This is a genomic window from Streptomyces sp. LHD-70 (assembly GCF_031157275.1).
Taxonomy (GTDB): Bacteria; Actinomycetota; Actinomycetes; order Streptomycetales; family Streptomycetaceae; genus Streptomyces.
Genome location: NZ_JAVIFW010000036.1, coordinates 13395 through 38327 on the forward strand (window position 1 = coordinate 13395; position 24933 = coordinate 38327).

A 24933-nucleotide genomic window follows, 5' to 3' on the forward strand; every position below is an offset into this window, starting at 1 on the left:
GTCAGACAACTGGGGCGGACGGCGACCCCAACTGCTCCAGGGCGTTGTGTCCATGGATCCAGGCGAGGTCGTCGGGCAGAGACTCCAGGCGGGCGTTGCGCGCCTGTGCTTCAGGTCCGTCGGGCAACTGGAAGCAGTCGGCGTTCTTGCGCGAGCCGGCCTGCAGCAGGCGGGTGCGCGGGCGGCGCACCTGCTCGTACACACGCAGGGCCGACCCGACGCCGTCCACGTCTGCCCTGCCCAGGATGGTCGCGAGGACCACCGCGTCCTCGAGTGACTGGTTCGCGCCCTGCCCGTGGTGCGGCAGCATCGCGTGGGCAGCGTCACCCAGCAGTGTCACCGGGCCCCGGCTCCAAGTCCGTTGCGGTTCCCTGTCGTAGAGGGCCCAACGTCCCGGTCGCTCGCAGGCAGCCAGGATCTCGGTGACGAACGGGTGCCAGCCTTCGAAGGCGGCCAGCAGATCCGACGTCTCTCCCTCCGTGGACCACGACTCGATCAACCAGTCACGGTCGGGAACCACTGCCAGGAAGTTGAGGGCGGTGCCGCCCGCCACCGGGTAGGCAATGAAGTGCCTGCCGGGCCCAAGCCACAACCACAGGACGGGTTCAGCGAGTTGGGGGATGTGTCCCAGTCGTTCCATGGGGATGAGGGCTCGGTACCCACTGGTGCCTGAGAACACCGCGTCCTCGGGGCCGAAGACGCTGTGGCGCACGGTGGAATGAATGCCATCAGCGCCGATCACCGCATCGGCCTCGGCTTCGGAGCCGTCCTCGAAACGGACGACCGTCCCGCGGCCGGTCACCTCCACCTCGCTGCAGCGGGCTCCCAGACGCACATGTTCAGTGCCCAGTTCCGCGAGGAGCGCCTGCTGGACCGCCGCTCGTTCCACGGTCCAGAAGGGTGCCTCGAAGCGCTCCTCGTACGCGCCCGCCAGTGGGTGCGCCACCATGCGCCGACCCGTGCGCCAGTGCCGGAAATCAGCACGCACGGGCACGGCAGCGGCCCCCTTCAGGCGCTCGGCGACACCCAGCTCCCGGAACATCCTGTGCCCGTTCGCACCCACGGCTATGCCGGCGCCTTGGTGGGCCAGCTCCCGCGCCTGCTCGTGAACGACCACCTCAATGCCCTGCTGCCGCAGTCCGATGGCGGCGGCCAGGCCGCCTATGCCTCCTCCCACGACCACCACGTACGGGCGCCTGCCTGCCATGCCGTCTCCTCTCCATGCTCGCTGTACGGGGCTCTGCGTGATCACCGCAGCGGCGCGACTCCGGTGAAGCCACCCCGGTGGAAGACCAGCGGATCGGTGTCGCGGGCGTCGGCGCCGAGCACCCGCCCGACGACGAGCACGTGGTCACCGAGCGTCTGCACCAAGTGCAGATCGCATTCGAGAGTTCCAGGGCCTTCGGGCAGGAAAAGGCACCCGGTGTGCGGCCCCACCGACCACTCCGCGGCCTGCTCCACCGGAGGCCGTTCCGAGGCAGGGGCCGTGAGCACGCCGACTAGCGAACGTGCGTGGTTGCCCAGGATCGAGACGGCCCACTGTCCGGTCGTACGCACGCGTTGCAGGAACGTGGAGTCTGCGCGCAGACACATCGATACGAGGGGCGGCGCGAGAGACACCGATGTGAACGAGTTCACCGCGATGGCGTCGTGGCGGGGCCCGTCGGGGCCTTCGAACCGAGTCGACACCGCGCACACGCCGGTAACGAACTGTCCGAGGATGTGCCTGAGTTGCTCCTTGTCGAGAGCTGCGACGGTTCCGTGCGGTGCCATCAACTCGGTCGGAGTGACGGATGAAGTCACCGTGCGGCCTCGCCCGGAGCAACCGCAGCAGGGCTCGGAGCACCACCTCCGACGACGGTCGTGTCATCGGGGTTGATGAGGTCCGGGACCTTCCAGCCGTTCTCGTCGTACTCGGACAGACACTGGTCCACGAGCTGCTTGTACTGGTCGAACTTGCCCGAAGCCTGCTGGGCGTGGAGCGCTTCGAAGCGGATCTGCTCGTGATTGCCGGCGTAATTCATCTCGTACAGTTCCCACCGGGCCCCGAACTCGGTGCCGACGGCATCCCATGCCAGCTTCATCAGCTTGACCCGGTCGATGGCCTCGACGCCCAGACCCCGGACGTACTGATCCAGATAGGGGCGGACTTCGGGGTCCGCCCAGTCGCGTGCGTGCGAGTTGTTGTAAATCAGCGCACTGCCCAAGTCCCGAAGGAAGATCTCGCGCACCTTGGGGAAGATGGAGGAGGACAGGACACGGAAGGCCATCGCCGACTCACCGTTGGGGGTTACCGTCCCGTCGGGCCACTGGGTCGGATTCTCAGCCATGGAGTCGACCAGGGCCCAGAACATGTTGCGGTAAGCGAGAACTTCACCGAGCCGGCTCTGCACACCGCGAAAATCTGACGTGCCCGTGGTTTCAAGTCCCTTGGCGAGCAGGCCAGTCATGAAGTCCATCTTCACGGCGAAGCGGACGCAGGCGTGGAACATGGCACGGTAGAAGAATCCGGAACCGTAAAAGAAGTTGTTCGCCTTGTCCACGTCATAGCAGAATACGTTCTCCCATGGAATAAGCACCTGGTCGAATACAAGGATTCCGTCGTTCTCGTCGAGTCGACTGCTCAGCGGTTGGTCAAAAGGGCTACTGACGGCGGCAGCGGAGAATTCGTACGACGGCCGGGAAATTATCTTCAGGCCGGGGCTGTTCGTCGGCACGATGAAGTATGCGGAGAATTCCTTGGCCCCGTCGGGAATGCGACCGTAGCTCCCGATGAAGATGTGCTGGGTGAGCGCAGCACCGGTTCCCACCACCTTGGCGCCCGAGACGACGAGGCCGGCGTCAGTCTCCCGGTCCACCGTCAGCATCACGTCCTTGAGCTCGGTGAGCCCCCGGTTGCGATCGATCGGCGGGTTGACTATCCCGTGACCGATGAACAAGACGCTCTCCTGCGCCTTGCGGTACCAGGTGGACGCGTTGTCCTCGAACGGGGCGTAGTGCTCCTTGTTGGACCCCAGGGTGGAGAGGAAGGCGGCCTTGAAGTCCGGAGTGCGGCCGAGCCAGCCGTACGTCATTCGCGCCCACTCTTCGATGGCGCGAGCCGAGGCCCTCAAGTCGCCGGAGGAGTGAGGTGCTTTGAAATATGGATGAGTGAATCCCCCGTTCCCGGTGTCGGTGGGGACGACCAGCTTGCTGTTGCGCTCGGGGTCGTGCAGCGCGTCATACAACCGGGCCACCATACGGGCGTTGTTCCTGTAGGCCGGGTGAGCCGTGACGTCCTGCACCCGCTCCCCGTAGATCCTCACTTCCCGGCCGTCGCGGAGGCTCTGCAGATACTCGTCGCCGGTCTGCGGGCGAGTTGCGGTCCCGAACGGGTTGGCGGTGCTGCTCATGGTGGGGATCACCTTTCGAGGCCGGTTGCTTGGGCAGGGGCATGGCGACGCGCTTCCCGTGCCGTTCCTTGCCCCTGGCGAAATCCTTCAGGAGGCCGGGCCGCCTCGACAGTCGGCCGCTGGAGCTAGTGCGCGGGTATTAGGACCATCCTTCTAGCCGCAATGGCCCACTGCACACGTCGAGTTGACCCATGCCAGGCTGCCGCGACGGCCAACCGGGCCCGACCCTCGGAACAGAAGGCGTTGAGGTTCACTCCGTGAAGAATTCCCATCCCGAATCGTGGCGGGCCCTGCCCGCGGCACAGCAGCCCGAATGGCCTGACCCCGACGTGCTGGGCTCGACCGTTTCGGCCCTGGAATCCGCGCCACCCCTGGTTTTCGCGAGGGAGTGTGACACCCTCCTGGGCCGCCTCGGTGAGGTGGCCCGCGGCAAGGCCCTTCTGCTGCAGGGAGGTGACTGCGCCGAAACTCTGGACTCGGTGAGCGCGGAATCCGTGCGGAACAAGCTGGAGGTCCTGCTTCAGATGGCCGCCGTGCTCACGTATGCGGCCGCCCTCCCTGTGGTCAAGATCGGCCGTGTCGCCGGCCAGTACGCCAAGCCCCGTTCACAGCCCACCGAAACCCGAGACGGCGTAACTCTGCCGTCGTACCGGGGTGACGCCGTCAACGGACTGGACTTCACCGTCGAGTCCCGTACCCCCGATCCAGCCCGCCTGCAGCGCGTCTACCACGCCTCCGCCGCCACGCTCAACCTGCTGCGGGCCTTGGTGGCTTCAGGGCACACGGATCTCGACCGAGTGCACGAGTGGAACCGTGACTTCGTGGCACTCTCCCCCGAAGCCCGTCGCTACGAACGACTGGCGGACGAGATCGACGCCGCGCTCGGTTTCATCCGCGCATGCGGCATGAGCACCTCGACACTGTGCACCACCGAGGTGTTCGCCAGCCACGAGGCCCTACTGCTCGACTACGAGTCCGCTCTTGTACGCACGGATCCCGACACGGGGCGTCGCTACGCGCTGTCCGGTCACATGCTCTGGATCGGCGAGCGGACGCGCCAACTCGATGGAGCTCACGTCGCCTTCGCCGCACAGGTGAGCAACCCCATCGGCGTCAAGCTGGGGCCCGACGCCGGCACGGACGACGTGCACGCCCTGATCGACCGGCTGGATCCGCATCGCACGCCGGGCCGCCTGACGTTCATCACTCGTATGGGGCGGGGCAGCGTACGTGACCAGCTCCCCAAAATGATCAAGGCTGCGCGCGAGAACGGGGCGGAAGTGGTGTGGGCGTGCGACCCCATGCATGGCAACACCTTCAGCGCGTTGAGCGGGCACAAGACCCGGCGCTTCGACGACATTCTCGACGAGATCACCGGATTCTTCGAAGTGCACAGGTCACTGGGAACCCATCCCGGCGGTGTACATGTGGAATTGACGGGAGAGGACGTCACCGAGTGCGTTGGCGGGAGCACCGAAGTCCTGCCAGATCAGCTGCACTTGCGGTACGAGAGCGCGTGCGACCCCCGCCTCAACCGGGGACAGTCCATGGACCTGGCCTTCCGGGTTGCCGAGTGCTTCAGCGCCGAGAGGCGGCGCATCACCCCGCCCCGGTCCGAACCCGTCGCCGTGGGGCCGCCTGACGCAAACTACGCGGCATCTCTCGCCTGAGTACCTCATCGCCAAGGACGAAGGACGGACCAGTGCGGCACTTCGAGCACTTTCCCATCGGCAGCACCTACGAGTTGGGGAGCACTCGGCTCACAGCCGAGGACATCATCAACTACGCGCGCACCTGGGACCCCATGCCGTTCCACCTGGACCCTGAAACGGCCCGCGACTCCCCCTTCGGCGGCCTCGTGGCCAGCGGCTGGCACACCGGAGCAGTGGTGATGGGCCAGTTCGTGCGCGCTCTGCTCGCGGACTCCGCATGCCGGGGTTCGTACGGAATGGACGAGGTCCGTTTCCTCAACCCTGTACGTCCAGGTGACGAACTACGCGGGCAGGCGACGGTGGAAGAGGCCTCGCTGCACCCCAAGCGCCGAAGCACGGGCACAGTCCGCTTCGCCGTGAAGGCCGTCAACCAGAACGGAGAGCCGGTGTACCGGATGCGTACCCGGCTGCTGTTCGGCTGCGCAGACACCGCCGATGCGGCGCCGGGGATGCCCCAGCCCTGAACCTGCAGGGCCGACAGCCCAGGGTTCCGCTCTTCCCGCCCCGCGCGCCCCTCCCGCCCGGGGCGGATAGCACACTCCTCCTTTGACTATACGCACCGTTGCGTCTAATCTTTGTGTCGTAGCCGGTCGGCGTGTACCCCGCCTCCCCCGTCGGGGCCGCCTCGCCGGCCGGTTACAACGCGACAGGAGGCATGCCATATACGAGAAGCCCAGCGCGCCGCGGCCAGGGACAGAACCCCCGGATCTGCGCCCCAAGACCGGGCCGCGGCGCAACGAAGCCGTACGGATCGCAGTCCTGAGAGCGACAGACGACCTGCTGGTCGACCACGGGTTCCACGCCCTGACGGTCAGCGCGATCGCCGAGCGCGCCGACGCCGCGAAGCAGACCATCTACCGCTGGTGGCGATCAAAGGTGGACATTCTTTTGGATGTCCTCGAAGAAGGCCTGAAGGACGGAGCCTCAGAACCACTTCGAGCCGAGTCGGCATCAGCCGCCCTGGAACAGCACGTGACGGGCTTTCATGACGGGCCAGCCAATGGACCCCGGATTCGTCAAGCGCCTGGCCGTCGCAGCGCTGGCTCCCCCGCACTCCTCGCCACGGGCCAAAGGGGCCTCGTCCCGGGTCCGTCTCGCTGAAAGGCTGCCACTCACGTGTTCCGCACACGCCGTACCCGCTACACCGCCACGGTGGAGTCGGCCCACCGCATCGCCCCGCACATGGCGCGCGTCACCCTGGGAGGACCTGGCATGTCGGCCTTCCGCTGCGACGAGCCCACCCAGTGGGTAAAGCTGTTCGTCACCGATCCCCTTGACGGGCAAACCGTCGGCCGCGCCTACACCGTACGGAACCACCCCTCGCCGGAGCCCCGCATCGACATCGATGTCGTGCTGCACGGCAAAGGGCCGGCGGCCCGGTGGGCAGAGGTGGCCTCGCCGGGCCAGGAGGTCTCCTTCAGCGGCCCCAAGGGGGGATTCTCCCGCGACCCCCAGGCCGAGTTCTACCTGTTGGCGGGCGACGAGAGCGCGCAGCCCGCCGTCTTCACCATTGCAGAGAGCCTGCCGCCCGGCATGCACGGCTCCGTTTATCTAGAGGTGGACGGGCCCCAGGCCGAGATGGAGGTGACCTGGACGGCCGACCTGGACGTCGTCTGGGTCCATCGAGCCGCCGGCCGGCCGAAGGGAGAGGCACTTCGGGACGCCGTCCTCGAAGCCCCCGTACCGCACCAGCACGTCGCGGCGTGGGTGGCCGGGGAGTCCGGTGCCGTCAGGGACATCCGTCGCCACTTCACGGACGTCATCGGCCTGGACCGCCGCGGCGCCTACGCAAAGGGCTACTGGAAACTGGACGAGGCGGACCATCGCGACCCGCTGGCCTCGGACTGACGGTCTAGGCGGCGCAGCTGCGACGCTGTCCTGCAGCGCTTCTCCCTGCTCCCCCGTGCGAACGGTGCAAGCCCGAATCCCGACCCCTGGGGACCTCGCACGCTCGCCGCCCCCGACGCCGAACTCAGGCTGTGCGTACGCTCATGCAGTGCTGACGGTCTGGTGCCGCTCTCCTCAACGAGGGAGTCCTCCATCAAGCAGCGCTTGCCGCGTTCCAGCCGTTCGTCCGCCGCCTCCATCGCCATGCGCTCCCGCAGATCTCCGCCCCGTAGCACCCGGCGGTCATGGTGTCCCTCCTTCGAGGAGCGTCAGGAGTTCCATCGCTGCTGAGCGCAGCCTGCTGTCCTGCTCGGCCGGGGCGCCCGATTACTGCTGACGCGCAAGTGCAGTTCGGCCGAGCGAGGCAGAGCTCGTGCGGGCTTCGCCGACGGAGTTGGGCATTGTGAGAGGCTGGATCACATGAATCGGTTGGCTGGTGTGACCTCGCCGTATCTGCTTCAGCACGCGGACAACCCGGTTGACTGGTGGCCCTGGACGCAGGAGGCTTTCGAGGAAGCACGGCGGCGCGATGTGCCCGTTCTGCTGTCAGTCGGCTACTCGGCGTGTCATTGGTGCCACGTCATGGCGCACGAGTCGTTCGAGGACGAGGCGACCGCCGCGTACCTCAACGAGCACTTCGTCAGCGTCAAGGTCGACCGCGAGGAGCGGCCCGACGTCGACGCCGTCTACATGGAGGCCGTGCAGGCCGCGACCGGCCAGGGCGGCTGGCCCATGACCGTCTTCCTCACCCCGGACGCCGAACCCTTCTACTTCGGCACGTACTTCCCGCCCGAGCCCCGCCACGGCATGCCCTCCTTCCGGCAGCTCCTGCAAGGCGTCAGCGAGGCCTGGACGGGCCGCCGCGAGGAGGTCACCGAGGTCGCGGGCAAGATCGTGCGGGACCTCGCGGGCCGTGAACTCCCATACGGGGACACGGCGTTGCCCGGCGAGGAGCAGCTGGGCCAGGCGCTGCTCGGGCTCACCCGGGAGTACGACGCGACGTACGGCGGATTCGGCGGCGCACCGAAGTTCCCGGCCGCGATGGTGATCGAGTTCCTGCTCCGCCACCACGCCCGCACCGGCTCCGACGGCGCCCTGCAGATGGCCGCCGACTGTTGCGAGCGGATGGCCCGCGGCGGGATCTACGACCAGCTGGGCGGCGGCTTCGCCCGCTACTCCGTGGACCGCAAATGGGTCGTGCCGCACTTCGAGAAGATGCTGTACGACAACGCCCTGCTGTGCCGCGCGTACGCGCACCTGTGGCGGGCCACCGGCAGTGAGCTGGCCCAGCGCGTGGCCCTGGAGACCGCGGACTTCCTGGTGCGTGAACTCCGTACGAACGAAGGCGGGTTCGCCTCCGCCCTGGACGCCGACAGCGAGGACGGGGCGTCCGGCCGGCACGTCGAGGGCGCGTACTACGTGTGGACGCCCGCGCAGCTGCGCGAGGTGCTCGGCGAGTCCGACGCCGAACTGGCCATCGCGCACTACGGCGTGACCGAGGAGGGCACCTTCGAGGAGGGCGCCTCGGTGCTCCAACTCCCGCAGGACGACGGCCTGTTGGACTCGGACCGGCTCGCCTCGATCCGCGCCCGGCTGCTCGCCGCCCGCGAGGAGCGGCCGCGCCCCGGCCGCGACGACAAGGTGGTGGCCGCCTGGAACGGCCTCACGATCGCGGCACTCGCCGAGACCGGTGCGTACTTCGACCGGCCCGACCTGGTGCAGGCCGCGATCGCTGCCGGGGACCTGCTCGTACGGCTCCACATGGGCCCGGACGCGCGCCTGGTCCGCACCTCCATGGACGGCAGGGCCGGTACGCACGCCGGGGTCCTGGAGGACTACGCCGACGTCGCCGAGGGCTTCCTCGCGCTCGCGTCCGTCACCGGCGAGGGCGTGTGGCTGGAGTTCGCCGGGTTCCTGCTCGACCACGTGCTGATCGGGTTCGTGGGCGAGAACGGCGCGCTGTACGACACCGCCCACGACGCGGAGGCGCTGATCCGGCGCCCGCAGGACCCGACGGACAACGCCACCCCGTCCGGCTGGACCGCGGCCGCCGGAGCCCTGCTCTCGTACGCGGCGCAGACCGGCTCCGAGCCCCATCGCACCGCCGCCGAGCGGGCGTTGGGCGTGGTCACGGCACTCGGCCCGCGCGCCCCGCGGTTCATCGGGCACGGCTTGGCGGTCGCCGAGGCGCTGCTCGACGGGCCGCGCGAGGTGGCGGTGGTGGGCCCCGCGGACGACCCGCAGCGGGCGGCTCTGCACCGCGCGGCACTGCTGGCTCCGGCGCCGGGCGCGGTGGTGTCGGCGGGCGAGCCCGACTCCGGGGAGCTGCCGCTTCTGGCCGACCGCCCGCTGGTCGGGGGCCGGGCAGCGGCGTACGTGTGCCGCAACTTCACCTGCGATGCGCCGGTCACGGAGGTGGAGGCGCTGCGGGAGCGGTTGGGGCGGGCGTAGGTACTTTTCCCCTACCCGCCCCTTCCCGAATCTCCTCAATCGCCGGAGGGGCTCAATTTTTGAGCCCCTCCGGCGATTGAGGAGCGGGGTCCGGGGCGGAGCCCCGAAGCGCCGCAGGCTTTCGGGAAGGGGCGGGTAGGGGAAAAATCAACGCGTACGCCGATGACGAAGCAGAGGGGGACCCGGCATGCGGGAGAGCCATCGGGGCGAGGCCGAGACATTGCTGGCGAGGGCGGTCGAGGAAGAAGTCCGGCGCTCCGGCGGCCGCACGGAAGGCAACGTACTCCTGAGCCGAGCGCGCGGCGCCCTGGACACCCTGGCCGAATCCGCGGCGGAGGAGTACGCCACGTACGTACGCGCACTCGACGAGGCCGAGGCCGGACGGCAGTCGTTCGGGCAGCGCCTCGGCCGGGAAGGCGCAACGCCCGCGCTGGTCACGGCGGTTGCCGCGGTCGCGGCGGCCGTAGCGGACCTGGCGTTCGGCACCGACGCGGGCACGGCGCTCGGCGCGGGCGCCGTCGTCGCGGTCGCGGGCGCGGCGGCCACCGTCGGCAAGGTCACCGCGGCGCACGCGCCCGCCGCCCACCGCCGCGCGGGCGCCCTCGCCCAGCCCGGCGGGCCCGAGCAGCTGCGCCTGCAGTGGCTGACCGCGCTCGAAGTGCGCGGCATCCGCCCGTACTTGGACCAGCAGCGCGTCGTCGCCGCGAACACCGGTACGGGCACGAAGAAGCCGGTCCCCCTGCGACGTACCGACAAGAGCGCGGCCGCGCGGCGGCGGAGCGTGCTGGAGCGGTCGTTCGCCCAACTCCCCGAGCCTGACGGGCCGTTCGCGGGCCGACGGCCAGATCTCGCGCGGATCGGGCAGTGGGTGCACGCCGCCCGCGCCTCCACCGAGACCAGGCCGACCGTGGTGGTGCTGCACGGCGCGCCCGGATCGGGCCGCTCGACGCTCGCGATCCACGCGGCGCACGCCCTGCGCGACCAGTTCCGCGGCGCCTGCCTGGTGGACCTGCGCGGCAACAGCACGACCGAGCAGCCCCGTACGACCCGGGACGCGCTCCTGCACCTCCTGAACCGCCTCGGCGCCCCGCGCGAGCAGCTGCTCTTCCGCGAACGGTCCTCGCAGGACCAGCAGTTGAAGCGCCTCACCGAGCTGTACCACCAGCATCTGACGGGCCTGCCGGTCACGGTGATCCTGGACGACGCGAGCGACGCCGAGCAGGTCCGCACCCTGGTCCCGGACCGTTCCGACAGCCTGGTCCTGGTCACCTCCCGCGCTCCACTGGACCTGCCGGACGACCTGCCGGCCTGGGTGCACCAGCTGCCCCTCGAGGCCCTGGACGCGGCGGGTGCCGAGGATCTGCTGCGCGAGGCGGCCGAGGACGCGTCGGGCCCGTACGACGCCCAAGCGGCCGAAGAGATCAGGGAGTTGTGCGGCGGCCTGCCGCTCGCGCTGCGCATCGCGGGCTCCGCGCTCGGCCCGCGGACCGCCCGCGAGCTCGCCGCGGATCTCTCTGCGAACCTCGCCGCGGATCTCACCGCGGATCGAGCCGCGGACGGAGCGGACGGCCCGGTCGAGCGTGCGCTTCTGCTGCGTTACACGGACCTGGCCGACCCGGCACGGCGGCTGCTGCGACGGCTCGCGCTGGCGGGCCGGGCCTCGCTCGGTGCAGCCGCGGCGGGTGCCCTCCTGGACACCGACGAGCGGGAGGCGGAGCGGGAGTTGACGGCCCTCGCCCGCGCGGGGCTCGTCGACCATGTGCGCGGCAGCCGCTACCGCCTGCACGACGTGGTCCGCTCCTTCGCCCACGCCCGGCTGCTCGACGAGGAGGAGGCGGCCGAACGCAACGCCGCCCAGGAGCGGCTGATCGCCAACTACGCCGAGCTGGCCGACTCGGTGATCCGCCTGGTCGACGGCAAGACGTCGACGCGCGCCGACACGTCCTTCCACGCGAGCGCGGTCGGCCCGCACGGCTTCACGTCCCTGGACGCGGCGCTGCGCTGGCTGGACGACGAGTCGAGCTTCATCACGGCGGCCCTGCGGCACGCGGAGGGCGTCGACGAGCAGGCGGTCCTGAACCTCCTCGGCGCGCTCTGCGACTACTGCCTGCTGCGCGGCGACCTCTACCGCCTGGGCGAGATCAGCGAGCTGAGCCAGGCGGTCGGCCAGGGCCTGCTCGGCCGCTCCGTGCAGTGGCGCACGGGCATCGCGGCCCGCCAGCTCGGCGAGCTCGACAAGGCCCGTACGACGCTGTCCTCGGTGGTCGACCTGTACTTCGAGGCCCACCACGAGGCCGGCGCCGCCCGCGCCCTGGGCTCGCTCGGCATCACCCTGCACCACCAGGGCCAGCTCACCGAGGCGGCGGCGAAGCTGCGCGAGGCGCTCGGCCTGCAGTCCGCCGAGCACCTCGCGGGCGACCGCGCCTGGAACCTGCACGCCCTCGCCGCCGTCGAGCGCGACCGGGCGCACATCGCGGAGGCCCTCGACCTGCTCACCACCGCCCTCGACCTGCACCGCGAGAGCGAGTCCGTGCACGGCCAGGCCTGGGCCCACTTCCAGCTCGGCCAGGTCCGCCTGCGGCTCGGCGATGTGCCGCGCGCGGAGGAGGAGTTGAACACCGCTCTCGACCTGTACGGACGCACGCGCGACCCGCGCGGCGAGGCCTGGGCGCTGACCCAGCAGGCCCGCGCCCGCCTGGTCGACGGCGACCCGACGGCCGCGGTGGAGGCGCTGCGCGGGGCGGTCGCCCGGCACCGGGACAACGAGGACGCGCGCGGCGAGGCCTGGTCGCTGTACTACCTGGGCCAGGCCCTGGAGGAGACCGGCGACCTCACCGAGGCGGTCCGTGAACTGGAGCGCGCCCGCACGATGTTCTCCCGGATGCGCGACGTGTACGGCCTCGCCTGCGCCCGCCACCACTCGGCCCGCGTCACCCGCGACCAGCGCGCCGCCCAGACGGGTTCGCTGCGCAACTCCGGCTTCGCCCGCCAGCTCCTGGTCGACGCCCGCGCCGACTTCCAGCGCATCGGCGTCGCCCACGGGGAGGCCTGGACCTGCCTGGAGCTGGCCGTCGTGGACGCCGGCAACGCCCGCTCCCCGCAGGCTCTGGCCCTGTGCGACGAGGCGGTGACGCTCTTCGGCTCGTACGGCGACCGCCGCGGCGAGGACTGGGCCCGCTTCCTGCGCTGCACGCTCCTGCCGTACGCGTCCCCGGGCGGCTCGGAGATCGGCACGGCGGTGGCGGCGGAGGAACTCGCGCAGCTCACCCGCGCAGGACACCCGGCCCGCGACACGGCACTCCAGGGCTACCTGCCCGCATACGCCCTCATGCTCGACCGGGGCGTGGAGCTGGACGCGGGCTGGCAGGCCTGGCGCCTGGGCATGGTCCCGAACCGCCAGGCCAGGGAGATCATGGGCGTCCCGACGGTCACGTGACAGGGCTGTGCCCCGGCACCCGAGGCCGAACCTCGGTGCCGGGGCACAGAAACGCCAGGCTCAGCCCTGGTAAGGCTTCGCCTCCAGAATCTTCACCATCGCCATCTTCCCGTTCGGAAGCTCGTACTCCGCTTCCTCGCCGATCTTCTTCCCGCTCACGCCCTGCCCGAGCGGCGACTGCGGCGAGTACGTCGTGGTGCCCTCCGACGCGTACTCCCGCGAGGCGAGCAGGAAGGTGAGGGTGTCGTCCTCGTCGCCGTCGAAGGCGATCGTCACGACCATGCCGGGCTCCACGACGCCGTCGTCGGCCGGGGCCTCGCCGACCTTGGCGTTCTCGAGCATCTGCGTGAGCTGGCGCACGCGGAGCTCCTGCTTGCCCTGCTCTTCCTTGGCTGCGTGATACCCGCCGTTCTCCCGCAGGTCGCCCTCCTCGCGGGCCTCCGCGATCTTGGCGGCGATCTCGGTGCGCGCGGGACCAGACAGATACTCCAGCTCGGCCTTGAGCTGGTTGTACGCCTCCTGGGTCAGCCAGGTGACGTTGTCGCTGGTCTGGGTCACAGGTGCTCCTCGTCGGTACTGGGAATACAAAGCATCGCCCTACCCAGAAGGATGTTCCCTCACGGGTGGGCGAAACCACGAGCCTAACAATTCAGGCGCAAAAGGGGGAGGACGTTATCCGCTCGGAAACCGTCGGGAACCTGTCGCAGCAGGTCAGAGCAGGTTCGCCCGCGCTCAGCGTGCGTCGCAGGAGACCAGCTCGGCCGCGGTGGCGCGCTCGGTCGTACGCAGCGTGACGACCTCGTTGACGAGCTCCTCGCGCTGCTCGAAGGCGATGTCCTTGCGGCCGACCTCGGCGCCGGACTCGGCGAGGGCGCGCAGCGTGCACGTCCCGGAGACGTCGGCGCCCTTGCGGATCTCCAGGTGGACGTCGACGGCCTGCGCGGAGGCCACCTTGAACTTGATGAGCTCGCCGCTGAAGGCGCTCTTGCCGGAGACGTAGTCGTAGCCGATCCAGCCGACGACGCCGAGCAGCAGCACTCCGAGCACCGAGCCGACGATCTTCAGCTTGCGGTCGGCGCGGGCGTCCGCGGAGCGGCCGTACCGGCCCTCGGGGAGCTGTTCGCGGACCGCGCTCATGGATCGACCTCTCAAAACGGCGTCGGGTCGGGGGTCCGGGAATTATCGGGCCCCTGTTTCGGTCACTATAGAAGCCCCCCGAAGCACCCGAAGACCGAGGGCCGCCCCCTGACCGAGGGCGCCATACACATGAGGATCGAGTCTTGACTGAGCAGCTGCGACTGATGGCGGTTCACGCGCACCCCGACGACGAGTCGAGCAAGGGCGCGGCCACCATGGCCAAGTATGTGTCCGAGGGGGTGGACGTGCTCGTGGTGACCTGCACGGGCGGTGAGCGGGGCTCCATCCTCAACCCGAAGCTCCAGGGTGACCAGTTCATCGAGGAGAACATCCACGAGGTCCGCCGCAAGGAGATGGACGAGGCGCGCGAGATCCTCGGCGTCAAGCAGTGGTGGCTGGGCTTCGTCGACTCGGGGCTGCCCGAGGGCGACCCGCTGCCGCCGCTGCCGGAGGGCTGCTTCGCGCTCGAGGACGTGGACAAGGCGGCCGGAGAGCTGGTCAAGCAGATCCGCGCGTTCCGCCCGCAGGTGATCACCACGTACGACGAGAACGGCGGCTATCCGCACCCCGACCACATCATGACCCACAAGATCTCGATGGTGGCGTTCGAGGGTGCGGCGGACGCGGAGAAGTTCCCGGAGAGCGAGTTCGGCCCGGTGTACGAGCCAAAGAAGCTGTACTACAACCAGGGCTTCAACCGCCCGCGCACGGAAGCGCTGCACGAGGCGCTGCTCGCCCGCGGTCTGGAGTCGCCGTACGGGGACTGGCTGAAGCGCTGGGACGAGTTCGAGCGGGTGGAGCGCACGCTGACCACCCACGTTCCGTGCGCGGACTTCTTCGAGATCCGGGACAAGGCGCTGATCGCGCACGCCACGCAGATCGACCCCGAGGGCGGCTGGTTCCGCGTTCCGATGGAGCTCCAGAAGGAGGTCTGGCCGACGGAGGAGTACGAGCTGGCGAAGTCGCTCGTCGATACTTCCCTCCCCGAGGACGACCTCTTCGCGGGCATCCGGGACAATGCCTGACATGAGCGCAAGCGCAGCAGCCAATCTGGCCATGACGCACCTCGTCCCGCTGGCCAAGGAGATCGACGAGGACAAGGTCACCCCCGGTGTTCTCGGCTTCATCGTGTTCGCGGCTCTCGCCGTGGGCGTGTGGATGCTGATGAAGTCGATGAACCGGCACATGGGCCGCGTGAACTTCGAGGAGGCCCCGGCCCCGGAGGGCGCCTCCGCGGAGGCCACGGCGGGGGCCGAGGCCGAGGGCGGCAAGAAGCAGTAGGCGTACGACGAAGGCCCCGGTGCGGAAAGCACCGGGGCCTGTTGTCGTGCGCTCAGGCGGGTGTGTCGTGCGCTCAGGCCGCCTGTCCTTCGCTCAGGCCGTCGCCGAGCGGTACTTGCGGACCGCGAGGGTCCGGAAGAACACGATGATCAGCACCGACCAGATGACCGAGGCGAGCACCGGATGCTCCATCGGCCAGGCGCCGGTCACCGATTCCATCTGCTGTCCGGCGGTGTTGCCGAAGAGTTCCCTGGCCGCCTGGACGGTGGCGCTGAACGGGTTCCACTCGGCGACGTGCTGCAGGAACGCGGGCATGCCGTGGACCGGCACGAAGGCGTTCGAGATGAACGTCAGCGGGAACAGCCAGATCAGTCCGCCCGAGGTGGCGGCCTCCGGGGTGCGCACCGAGAGCCCGATGAGCGCGCCGATCCACGAGAACGCGTACCCGAGCAGGAGCAGCAGGGCGAAGCCGGCGAGGACCTTGCCGAAGGGCTCGTGGGTGCGCCAGCCGACGAGCAGCGCGACCACGGCGAGCACGACGAGGGTGAGCGCGGTCTGCACGAGGTCGGCGAGGGTGCGCCCGGTGAGGACGGCGCCGCGGGCCATGGGCAGCGAGCGGAAGCGGTCGATCAGGCCCTTGTGCATGTCGTCGGCGATGCCCGCGCCGGCGCCCGCGGTGGCGAACGTGACGGTCTGGGCGAAGATGCCGGCCATCAGGAACTCGCGGTAGAGCTGCGGGTCGGTGGAGCCGCCGACGCTGATGGACCCGCCGAAGACGTACGTGAACAGCACCACGAACATGATCGGCTGGATCAGGCCGAAGATGACCATCTCCGGGATCCGCATCATCCGGATCAGATTGCGTTTGGCGACGACGAGCGAGTCCCGTACGGAACCGGCGATGCCGCCGCCCGCGACGGGGACCAGCGGCTTGGCCGTGTCGGTTGCGGCGCTCACTTGGTGCCCTCCTTCTCGGCGTCGCCCGCGGTGTCCTCCACCTCGGCCGCGTGGCCGGTGAGCGAGATGAACACGTCGTCCAGGGTGGGGCGGCGCAGGCCGATGTCGTCGATCTCGATGCCGCGCGCGTCCAGTTCGCGGATCACCTCGGCGAGCAGCTTGGCGCCGCCGGTGACGGGGACGGTCAGCTTGCGGGTGTGCTCCTCGACGGTGGTGGTGCCGCCGCCCTTGGCGAAGCCGCGCAGCACCTCCTCGGCGGTGGCGATGTGGCCGGGCTCGTGCACGACGACCTCGACGCGCTCGCCGCCGGTCTGCGCCTTGAGCTGGTCGGAGGTGCCGCGGGCGATGACCCGGCCGTGGTCGATGACGCAGATGTCATGCGCCAGGTTGTCGGCCTCCTCCAGATACTGCGTGGTGAGGAGCAGGGTCGTGCCGCCGCCGACGAGGTCCTTGATGACCTCCCACAGGGCCTGGCGGTTGCGCGGGTCGAGGCCGGTGGTGGGCTCGTCCATGAACATCACCGGCGGCCTGACGACCAGGGCGGCCGCCAGGTCGAGGCGGCGGCGCATGCCTCCGGAGTACGTCTTGGAGGGGCGGTCGGCGGCGTCGGCGAGGTTGAACTGCTCCAGGAGCTCACCGGCCCGCTGCTTCGCGGCCTTGGCGCTCATCTGGTAGAGCTGGCCGACCATCTGGAGGTTCTCGCGGCCCGTGAGGTACTCGTCGACGGCCGCGAACTGGCCGGAGAGGCCGATGGAACGGCGCACTTCGTTGGGGTGCTTGAGGACGTCTATCCCGGCGACGACCGCCTTGCCCGCGTCCGGCGTGAGCAGGGTGGTGAGGCAGCGGACCGCGGTGGTCTTGCCCGCGCCGTTCGGCCCGAGGAGGCCGAGCACGGTTCCTTCGGGGACGTCGAGGTCGACGCCGTCCAGAGCCTTGACGTCACCGAAGTGCTTGACCAGCCCTTCGGCGTAGATGGCGCCTGGCATGTGGGTTCTCCCCGTGTCTGGGTGATTTCCTAGGCGAATTTTAGGTATGTCGGTTTGATTCCGCCCGAGAGCGGAATGGTCAGAGCTCCACGATAACGCGATGTATCGCGTCTTCTCAAGTGGCTTGCTCCAGGCGCCCGTTGGATACGCGATCTATATCGCGACCGCTTCCCCCGCTTCCCCCCGCGTCCGTCGCGCCCGTACGGGACCTCACAGCATGACCGTGTAGCCCGCCTCGCGCAGGGCTTCTGCCACCTCGGTGCAGTGCTCAGGCCCCTTCGTCTCCAGGTGCAGCTCGACCTCCGCCTCCGTGAGGCCGAGGCGCGGATCGGTCCGTACGTGACCGACGTCCAGGACGTTGGCGTCCACCACCGTCAGCACGCCCAGCAGCGTCGCCAGGGCGCCCGGCCGGTCGGTCAGGCGCAGCCGCAGCGACAGGTACCGGCCCGCCGCCGCCATGCCGTGCCGCAGGATGCGCTGCATCAGGAGCGGGTCCACATTGCCGCCGGACAGCACCGCGACAACCGGCCCCTCCACCGACTCCGGCTCCGCAAGCAGCGCCGCGACCGGGCTCGCCCCGGCCGGCTCCACGACCAGCTTGGCCCGCTCCAGGCAGAGCAGCAGCGCGCTGGAGAGCGCGTCCTCGGAGACCGTACGGACTTCGTCCACGAGATCGCCAACGATTTTGAACGGCACGTCTCCCGGGCGGCCCACCTTGATGCCGTCGGCCATCGTCGCCGGGTGGTCGATCGCCACCGGGTGCCCGGCCGCGAGCGAGGGCGGGTAGGCCGCGGCGCCCGCCGCCTGCACGCCGATCACCTTCACGTCCGGGCGCAGCGCCTTGACCGCCACCGCGATACCCGCCGCGAGACCGCCACCGCCGATGCCCACCACGATCGTGCGGACCTCCGGGCACTGCTCCAGGATCTCCAGGCCCACCGTCCCCTGACCCGCGATCACGTCCCGGTGGTCGAAGGGGTGGATGAACACGGCACCGGTCTCGCGCGCGTAGTCCTCCGCCGCCGCGAGGGTCTCGTCGACGACTGTGCCCTGCAGCCGCACCTCCGCGCCGTACTCCCGGGTCGCGGCGACCTTCGGCAGCGGGGCGCCCTTCGGCATGAACACCGTGGACCGCACCCCGAGCAGCGACGAGGCGAGCGCGACGCCCTGCGCGTGGTTTCCGGCGCTCGCCGCGACCACCCCGGCCGCCCGCTCCTCCGCGATCAGGCCGGCGATCCGCACGTAGGCGCCGCGCAGTTTGAACGAGCCGGTGCGCTGCAGGTTCTCGCACTTGAAGTGGACCGGGGCGCCGACCAGCTGCGACAGGTGCCTGCTGCCCTCCATGGCGGTCACCCGCGCGATCCCCGCGAGCATCTTCTGCGCGCCGCGCACGTCGTCCAGGGTCACCGTCGGCCAGGAGCCAGCCGTGCTGTACTTCATGGCTTCAAGTCTCGCACCGGGACGGGTCCGCGCCCGCCAGGGGAGCCGGTTCGCGCAGCGCAGGTACGGCCGGGCCGATCGCCGCGTACCCTGTCCCCCAACCCACCGACCACGCACGAAGTGAGCCCCCGGCCATGCCCACACCTTCGGACATGACGACCGATCCGCAGAGCGACACCTCGGAGCTTCCCGGTCTCCTCGACCACCTCCAGCACGAGGTGGCGGTCTTCGCGCGCCGCGCGGAGCAGACCCGGCTCGGCGGGGTCGGCCAGGTCCGCAACTCCATGGACCGCGCCGCGTACCTGCTGCTCAACCGCCTCGACAGTGAGGGTCCGATGGGCGTCAAGGCGCTCGCCGCGAGCATGGGCATCGACTCGTCGACGGTCACCCGGCAGGTCGCGCCGCTCGTCGAGTCGGGCCTGGTCAAGCGGACCTCGCACCCGGACGACGGGCGCGCGGTGGTGCTCCAGCTGTCGCCGCGCGGCCAGTCCAGGCTCGACGAGGTGCGGGCCTCGCGGCGCGAGCTGATGGCGCAGCTGACCGAGGACTGGGCACCCCGGGAGCGCGAGGAGTTCTGCACGCTCCTCACGCGCTTCAACGCGGCCCTTTCGGCACGGCACGGGTCGGGTACGGAGTAGGGGCGCTCTCCTCGAACACCGGAGCGGCTGAACAGCTCCCGCCCCTTGACCTCCCGACGGCGCCCGCGTCTATATGGAGGAACACGGCTCGGGAGGCGCACGGTGCGTCATCGGCAGGAACGGCAGCAACACCCCCTTCACGCCCGGGAGTTCGAGGCCTTCGTCGCGGGTGCGGCCGGCCGACTGCTGCATGCCGCCACGCTGCTCACCGCCGAACCCCCCGACGCCAACCCCCGCGCCCGGAGCCTGCTCACCGACGCCCTCACGCAGACGTACGCCTCCTGGGACCGGCTGCGCGGCGAGGACCCGTACGACCGCGCGCGGCAGGAGCTGGCCGCCCGCTTCGCCCGGTCCGCCTGGCGCGCGCACCGCGGCCGGGGCGGGGTGCTCGGCGCACTCGGCCCGCAGGAACGGCTGGTCGTGGTGTTGCGGCTCGGCGAGGGCGTGGCCGAGGAGCAGACCGCGGCCCTGCTCGGACTTCCCGTGGAGCGCGTCCGCGCGATCTGCCACCGCTCCGTGGCCGCCCTGACGAGCCCTCCCCGTACGCGCGGTGACGCGACCGCCACGATGACGGCGGCACCGTCATGAGCCCCGAGCGACCCAGGCGACCCGAGCGACCGGAGCGACCCGAGCGACCCGAGCGCAGAGAGGACCAAGTGCGGCGCCTCCTCGACGGTCCGCACCCGGCCGTGCCGCCCGAGCTGGTCGTCGAGGCGATGCGCCGGGGCGCGCGCCGGGGGCGCCGGCGCGCCCGCGCGCGGCGGCTGCTGTGGCTGGTGCTGTCGGTGGCGTTCCTGGTGTTCGTGGTGTGGGCGTCCGTGGAGCAGCCGTGGAACCCGCCACCGGCGGAGACGACGCCCCCGCTGAACGGCTGGTAGCCCCCACTCAGGGCGTACGGGAAGGGGGTACGGGAAAGGGGTACGGGAGCAACTCCCGTACCCCTTGAGCGAGTTGGCGAACGGCTAGCCCAGCGCGCGGCGCAGGTCCGCCACCAGGTCGGCGCTGTTCTCGATGCCCACCGAGAGGCGCACCAGGTCCGACGGGACCTCCAGGGGCGAGCCCGCCGCCGAGGCGTGCGTCATCCGGCCCGGGTGCTCGATCAGCGACTCCACGCCGCCGAGCGACTCACCGAGGGTGAACACCTGGGCGCGGTCGCAGACCTCGACGGCCGCCTTCTCGCCGCCCTCGACCTGGAACGACACCATGCCGCCGAAGTGCCGCATCTGCTTGACGGCGATGTCGTGCCCGGGGTGGTCCGGCAGGCCCGGGTAGAGAACCCGGGTCACGCGCGCGTGCTGCCCGAGCATCTCCGCGATCCGCTCCGCGTTCTCGCTGTGCCGGTCCATGCGCACGGCGAGGGTCTTGATGCCGCGCAGCACCAGCCACGCGTCGAAGGGCCCGGCCACGGCCCCCATCGCGTTCTGGTGGTACGCCAACTCCTCGCCCAGATCGGGGTCCTCGACGATCAGCGCGCCACCGACGACGTCCGAGTGGCCGCCCATGTACTTGGTCGTGGAGTGCACCACCACGTCCGCGCCCAGCGCGAGGGGCTGCTGGAGATACGGGCTCGCGAAGGTGTTGTCGACGACGAGCCGCGCACCGGCCGAGCGGGCCACCGCGGCGAGGGCCGCGATGTCGCTGATGCCGAGCAGCGGGTTGCTGGGCGTCTCCACCCAGATCACCTTCGTACGGTCCGTGACGGCCGCCCTGACCGCCGCCGGGTCGCTGGTGTCGGCGACGGAGAACTCCACGCCCCAGCGCGCGACGACCTTCGCGAACAGGCGGAACGTGCCGCCGTACGCGTCGTTCGGGATCACCACGTGGTCGCCGGGCACGAGCAGCGTGCGCAGCAGGCAGTCCTCCGCGGCGAGGCCCGAGGCGAAGGCGAGCCCGCGCCGGCCGCCCTCCAGGGCCGCGAGGTTCTCCTCCAGGGCGGTCCGCGTCGGATTGGCGCTGCGGCTGTACTCATAGCCGCCGCGCAGGCCGCCGACGCCGTCCTGCTTGTACGTCGACACCTGGTAGATCGGCGGTACCACGGCACCCGTCAGGGGGTCCGCGGTGTTGCCCGCGTGGATGGCGAGCGTCTCGAAGCTCCGGCCGCTGTCGGCGGGCCCGTTGCTGTCACTGCTGTGCGAGTCGGTCATGCGGCCCGAGCGTAGTCCCCGGATCAGGGACAGGTTCGTCGTTTGTCAGTGGCGTCTGGTTCGCTTGTACGTATGGACATTCTCTGGGTTCTGTTGGGCCTTCTCATGCTCGGTGCGGCGCTCGGGCCGTTCCTGTTCCGCAGGCGCGGCGGCATCCGGCTGGCGGCGCCGGGCGCGCCGGACGCGGCCGACCCGGCGAACTACGGCTTCGCGCTCCAGGAGGAGCTCGACATCCGCATGCCCGGCCCGGACCAGGACCTTCTCGACGTCCTGGACGTCGTCCAGCGCACCCAGGACTGGAAGTACGCCGCGCAGCTCCTCGCCGGCACCGAGAAGGACGGCGAGGTGCGCTGGCAGCGCGTGCAAGCCTTCGCGGGCGCCGCCTCCCTGGAGCTGGCGGAGAAACCGGGCGGCGTGAGCGGGACCCCGGGCGGTCAGTGGCTGCGCGTCTGGCGGGCCGAGTCGCCGAAGGACGCGGGCGGTGCGGTGGTGCACGCGGAGTTCCTGGTGCAGCAGGCCTTCCGTACGGCGATGCCCGGCACCGACGAGTACAGAATCATCCTCGAAGAGGCCAAGGCCGCGTGCGCGGAGGCCGCTCTGCTCTCCCCCGGCGACCCGGTCCCGTACCTCACGGAGCTGGCCGTGGCCCGTGGACTCGGGTACTCCCGCGAGGAGTTCGACCAGCTCTGGCTGAAGATCCTGGACCGCGCCCCGCGGCACATGGGCGCGCACCTCGCCGCGCTCCCCTGGTTCAGCGAGAAGTGGCACGGCTCGCGCGAGGAGGCGTACGAGTTCGCGGAGGCCGCGGCGGCGCGAGCCCCTCAGGGGTCGCTGCTGTCGGCGCTCCCGCTCTTCGCGGTGTTCGAGCACCTTCCGGAGGTCAACCTGGTCCGGAGCTTCTGGGAGAGCGAGGTGGTCCGCAAGGCCGTCGGGGGCGCCCAGTTCGCGGAGCACTCGACGCAGTCGGTGCGGCCCGGCGACCCAATGCTGGCGCCGGTGCGCCACCTGCTCGTGTACTTCCTGGTGCGCTCCGAGCGCTGGGCCGAGGCGATGCACCAACTGATCGCGGTCGACGGCCATGTGGGCGCCCTGCCGTGGACGCTGTCCCCGGACCCGGCCGCCGAGTACGCGGTGTTCCGCGCGCTCGCGGTCGCCGGTTACGAGGCGAACGGCGGCAGCCCGGCGACGCTCCCGCACTGAGGAATTCTGCCCGGCCGCCGGACGTTCACTACAGGCACGCCCCTGCCCTTGGAGGACCTGATGCTGTTCGGACGTACGCCCGTCCTGCCGACCCGCGAGGAGGCCCTGGTAGGCCGCCCGGAGCGGGCCTTCGCGGTCCCCGAGCGCCATACGGTCCTGGGCAACCCGCTGCTCGGCCCGTACCCGGAGCACCTGGAGGTGGCGGACTTCGCGCTCGGCTGCTTCTGGGGCGCGGAGCGCAAGTTCTGGCAGACCCCGGGCGTCTGGACCACCCTCGTCGGGTACCAGGGCGGCTTCACCCCCAACCCGACGTACGAAGAGGCCTGTTCGGGCCTGACCGGTCACACGGAAGGCGTCCGCGTCGTCTTCGATCCCTCGGCCGTCTCGTACGAGCAGCTCCTGAAGCTCTTCTGGGAGAGCCACGACCCGACGCAGGGCTTCCGCCAGGGCAACGACGTGGGCACGCAGTACCGCTCGGCGATCCACACCCACTCCCCGGAGCAGGCGGCCGCGGCCGAGTCCTCGAAGGCGGCCTACCAGCAGGTCCTCACGTCCACGGGCCACGGCACGATCACGACGGAGCTCCTCCCGGCGGAGGACCGCCCGTTCTACCCGGCCGAGGCGTATCACCAGCAGTACCTGGACAAGAACCCCGGCGGCTACTGCGGGATCGGGGGGACGGGGGTCTCCTGCCCGATCGGGGTGGCGCCGGCTGAGGGCTGACCGGGCAGGTGTTCGTGCGGTTGCGGCGCGTGCGTGACCGGATCGACCGGGAGTACGCGCGCCCCTGGACGCCGAGGCGCTCGCCCGCACCGCCGGGATGCCGGCCGCGGGGCTTGGCCGGGGGTGGTGAACCGCCGGGCATCGCGGTCGGCGAGCAGCTGACCGGTCTCCCGGTACGCGAGGGAGGTCTGGGTCAACTACCCCTCGCTAAAGCGAGGGGCTTGCACAGCGGGCGCCACTGGCTGTGGCACTGCGCTTGCGTCCAGTCCCGCGCCCGGTTCTCGGGTGTGGGGCAGGGGCCGTTGACGGGGCCCCGCGTCGCCGCCACATCTCACACGCACGGGCGCGGATGTTGCGGGAGCCTCCCCCACTCTCGGCTTCGCTCGAGCGGGAGGTGCCCCCATCGGTCTGCGTGATCAACGAATCCGCAGGACCGGCACACGAAGCGGGCCTGTGTGACCCGGTTCGCCTTGTCGATGTGCCCGCACTCGTTGCAGGTGCGGGAGGTGTACGCCGGATCGACGTGCACCACCGGCACGCCTGCGCGGCGGGCCTTATAGGTGATGAAGCTGTCCAACTGAGCAAAGGCCCAGGAGTGCAGGGTGGCCCGTTGGGGCTTCCTCAGCCGTACCCGTTCGCGGATCCCGCCCAGGTCCTCCAGGGCGATACCGCGTCCGGTGCGTTCTGCCTCGGCCACCACATGCTTGGCGATCTTGTGGTTGATGTCCCGCACTCGCCGCTGTTCTTTGCGGCGCCGCTTCTTGAGCCGGCGTTTGGCGGAGGGGGTGTTCTTCTTCTGGAGCTTGGTGCGCAGGGTGCGTTCGCGTTCCCGGACGCGGTTGATCTCGCGTCCGGCCATGATCTGTCCGTCGGAGGTGGTGGCGATGTTGACGATGCCCAGGTCGATGCCGAGGAAGTCGTCCACGTCGGTGTTCAACGGTTGTTCTGGGATCTCGCAGGTGGCCTGGAGCAGCCACATGCCGTCGCGGTGCAGCAGGTCGGACTCGCCCTTGCGGTGCAGGGCGAGTGTGTTCAACTGCTGTGCCCCGCCCGTGAATCCCACATTCTTGACGCGTCCGTGGACGGTCCAGATCGAGACGCGGCGCTGGTCCATCTGCCAGGACAGCATCCGGTCGTCGAAGGGCTGTCCGGAGTCGGGGCGGAAGGTGATCGGCTTCCCCGTCGCTTTCGCGTGACGCTTCGAACCCGGTCGGCCCAGGTTCCCGGCCTTCAGGTTGGCCTTGAGGGTCGCGTACGCGCCGCAGGTCTTCTTGATGACGTGCTGGGCGGCCTGCGCGCCCAGGTTCCAGCGGGCGCGGATCTGGGTGTACGTGAGCTTGCGCAGGGAGAAATTGCGCTGCTCGTCGCTCTCGAAGGCCACCTGGCTGGCCCAGGAGGCTGCTTCGTTGCAGGCGGCCAGCGTCGCCTCGAGTGCCGCCGCTTGCCTGGGTGTTGGCTCAAGTTTGACCTGCACCACCAGTTTCACCTCGTCAGGCTAGCGCCTAGCATTGACCTGTGTCACCGAGATGGGATCCAAACCCCGACATAC

The 24933-nt window shown here is 70.2% G+C and carries 22 protein-coding genes and 1 pseudogene; 13 read left to right on the plus strand and 10 right to left on the minus strand.

The annotated features are described in order from the left end of the window. Nucleotide 1 precedes the first annotated feature (1 nt). From RCO28_RS37575 to RCO28_RS37585, 3 genes are read right to left on the minus strand one after another with little or no spacing between them, the layout of a single operon-like run. Nucleotides 2-1207 (minus strand): FAD-dependent monooxygenase, encoded by a 1206-nt coding sequence (locus tag RCO28_RS37575; protein ID WP_308945880.1) that lies wholly within the window; start codon nucleotides 1205-1207, stop codon nucleotides 2-4. A 41-nt stretch (nucleotides 1208-1248) separates the two neighbouring features. After that, entirely contained in the window at nucleotides 1249-1773 is a 525-nt protein-coding gene (locus RCO28_RS37580) for a flavin reductase family protein (RefSeq protein WP_308945901.1), read from the minus strand. 26 nt (nucleotides 1774-1799) lie between these two features. After that, entirely contained in the window at nucleotides 1800-3392 is a 1593-nt protein-coding gene (locus RCO28_RS37585) for a 4-hydroxyphenylacetate 3-hydroxylase N-terminal domain-containing protein (protein WP_308945881.1), read from the minus strand. Nucleotides 3393-3583: 191 nt separating this feature from the next. Here RCO28_RS37585 and RCO28_RS37590 point away from each other — a divergent pair, with 191 nt between their 5' ends. From RCO28_RS37590 to RCO28_RS37615, 6 genes are all read left to right on the plus strand, one after another. Further along, a complete protein-coding gene (locus tag RCO28_RS37590) occupies nucleotides 3584-5062 on the plus strand; it encodes a class II 3-deoxy-7-phosphoheptulonate synthase (protein WP_374991323.1) in 1479 nt (492 codons plus the stop codon). Between the two features lie 32 nt (nucleotides 5063-5094). Next, a complete protein-coding gene (locus RCO28_RS37595; protein WP_308945883.1) occupies nucleotides 5095-5568 on the plus strand; it encodes a MaoC family dehydratase in 474 nt (157 codons plus the stop codon). A gap of 82 nt (nucleotides 5569-5650) precedes the next feature. Further along, nucleotides 5651-6205: a helix-turn-helix domain-containing protein gene (locus tag RCO28_RS37600; RefSeq protein ID WP_308945884.1), complete on the plus strand. Its 555-nt coding sequence runs from the start codon at nucleotides 5651-5653 to the stop codon at nucleotides 6203-6205. A gap of 15 nt (nucleotides 6206-6220) precedes the next feature. Then, nucleotides 6221-6952, plus strand: a complete 732-nt coding sequence (locus tag RCO28_RS37605; RefSeq protein WP_308945885.1) for a siderophore-interacting protein — start codon at nucleotides 6221-6223, stop codon at nucleotides 6950-6952. A gap of 459 nt (nucleotides 6953-7411) precedes the next feature. Then, the gene (locus RCO28_RS37610) at nucleotides 7412-9442 is read left to right on the plus strand and encodes a thioredoxin domain-containing protein (RefSeq protein ID WP_308945886.1); all 2031 of its coding nucleotides are present in this window, start codon (nucleotides 7412-7414) and stop codon (nucleotides 9440-9442) included. 187 nt (nucleotides 9443-9629) lie between these two features. Then, complete coding sequence (locus tag RCO28_RS37615; protein WP_308945887.1) at nucleotides 9630-12878, plus strand: tetratricopeptide repeat protein; 3249 nt, start codon at nucleotides 9630-9632, stop codon at nucleotides 12876-12878. A gap of 60 nt (nucleotides 12879-12938) precedes the next feature. On the opposite strand, the gene greA is transcribed toward RCO28_RS37615, so the two are convergent. Both greA and RCO28_RS37625 read right to left on the minus strand, forming a co-directional pair. Further along, nucleotides 12939-13436 carry a transcription elongation factor GreA gene (greA, locus tag RCO28_RS37620; protein WP_308945888.1) on the minus strand — a complete coding sequence of 166 codons (498 nt, stop codon included), beginning with the start codon at nucleotides 13434-13436 and terminating at the stop codon, nucleotides 12939-12941. 174 nt (nucleotides 13437-13610) lie between these two features. After that, on the minus strand, nucleotides 13611-14015 hold the full coding sequence (locus RCO28_RS37625) for a DUF4307 domain-containing protein (protein ID WP_308945889.1): 405 nt from the start codon (nucleotides 14013-14015) through the stop codon (nucleotides 13611-13613). 143 nt (nucleotides 14016-14158) lie between these two features. Here RCO28_RS37625 and mca point away from each other — a divergent pair, with 143 nt between their 5' ends. Then, nucleotides 14159-15040 (plus strand): mycothiol conjugate amidase Mca, encoded by an 882-nt coding sequence (gene mca, locus RCO28_RS37630; RefSeq protein ID WP_308945890.1) that lies wholly within the window; start codon nucleotides 14159-14161, stop codon nucleotides 15038-15040. Next, nucleotides 15033-15296 carry a hypothetical protein gene (locus RCO28_RS37635; protein WP_308945891.1) on the plus strand — a complete coding sequence of 88 codons (264 nt, stop codon included), beginning with the start codon at nucleotides 15033-15035 and terminating at the stop codon, nucleotides 15294-15296. The genes mca and RCO28_RS37635 overlap by 8 nt, the downstream gene beginning before the upstream one ends. Before the next feature lie 93 nt (nucleotides 15297-15389). Here the strand turns inward: RCO28_RS37635 and RCO28_RS37640 are convergent, their stop codons facing one another. From RCO28_RS37640 to ilvA, 3 genes are all read right to left on the minus strand, one after another. Next, nucleotides 15390-16253 carry an ABC transporter permease gene (locus tag RCO28_RS37640; RefSeq protein ID WP_308945892.1) on the minus strand — a complete coding sequence of 288 codons (864 nt, stop codon included), beginning with the start codon at nucleotides 16251-16253 and terminating at the stop codon, nucleotides 15390-15392. Then, nucleotides 16250-17239, minus strand: coding sequence for an ATP-binding cassette domain-containing protein (locus tag RCO28_RS37645; RefSeq protein WP_308945893.1), 990 nt, complete (start codon nucleotides 17237-17239; stop codon nucleotides 16250-16252). The genes RCO28_RS37640 and RCO28_RS37645 overlap by 4 nt, the downstream gene beginning before the upstream one ends. Nucleotides 17240-17449: 210 nt before the next feature. Continuing rightward, nucleotides 17450-18679: a threonine ammonia-lyase gene (gene ilvA / locus RCO28_RS37650; protein WP_308945894.1), complete on the minus strand. Its 1230-nt coding sequence runs from the start codon at nucleotides 18677-18679 to the stop codon at nucleotides 17450-17452. Between the two features lie 134 nt (nucleotides 18680-18813). Here ilvA and RCO28_RS37655 point away from each other — a divergent pair, with 134 nt between their 5' ends. From RCO28_RS37655 to RCO28_RS37665, 3 genes are all read left to right on the plus strand, one after another. Beyond that, the gene (locus RCO28_RS37655; protein ID WP_282535499.1) at nucleotides 18814-19317 is read left to right on the plus strand and encodes a MarR family winged helix-turn-helix transcriptional regulator; all 504 of its coding nucleotides are present in this window, start codon (nucleotides 18814-18816) and stop codon (nucleotides 19315-19317) included. Between the two features lie 102 nt (nucleotides 19318-19419). Beyond that, nucleotides 19420-19905, plus strand: a complete 486-nt coding sequence (locus RCO28_RS37660; protein WP_308945895.1) for a sigma factor-like helix-turn-helix DNA-binding protein — start codon at nucleotides 19420-19422, stop codon at nucleotides 19903-19905. Continuing rightward, nucleotides 19902-20195: a hypothetical protein gene (locus RCO28_RS37665; protein ID WP_308945896.1), complete on the plus strand. Its 294-nt coding sequence runs from the start codon at nucleotides 19902-19904 to the stop codon at nucleotides 20193-20195. The genes RCO28_RS37660 and RCO28_RS37665 overlap by 4 nt, the downstream gene beginning before the upstream one ends. Nucleotides 20196-20279: 84 nt before the next feature. On the opposite strand, the gene RCO28_RS37670 is transcribed toward RCO28_RS37665, so the two are convergent. Beyond that, complete coding sequence (locus tag RCO28_RS37670) at nucleotides 20280-21461, minus strand: cystathionine gamma-synthase (protein WP_308945898.1); 1182 nt, start codon at nucleotides 21459-21461, stop codon at nucleotides 20280-20282. A 72-nt stretch (nucleotides 21462-21533) separates the two neighbouring features. Between RCO28_RS37670 and RCO28_RS37675 the strand changes: the two genes are divergently transcribed. Together RCO28_RS37675 and msrA are read left to right on the plus strand one after the other, a co-directional pair. Next, nucleotides 21534-22661: a hypothetical protein gene (locus tag RCO28_RS37675; RefSeq protein ID WP_308945899.1), complete on the plus strand. Its 1128-nt coding sequence runs from the start codon at nucleotides 21534-21536 to the stop codon at nucleotides 22659-22661. A gap of 57 nt (nucleotides 22662-22718) precedes the next feature. After that, nucleotides 22719-23384, plus strand: coding sequence for a peptide-methionine (S)-S-oxide reductase MsrA (msrA, locus tag RCO28_RS37680; RefSeq protein WP_308945902.1), 666 nt, complete (start codon nucleotides 22719-22721; stop codon nucleotides 23382-23384). Between the two features lie 207 nt (nucleotides 23385-23591). Here the strand turns inward: msrA and RCO28_RS37685 are convergent. After that, nucleotides 23592-24870, minus strand: a pseudogene (locus RCO28_RS37685) (RNA-guided endonuclease InsQ/TnpB family protein). Nucleotides 24871-24933 lie beyond the last annotated feature (63 nt).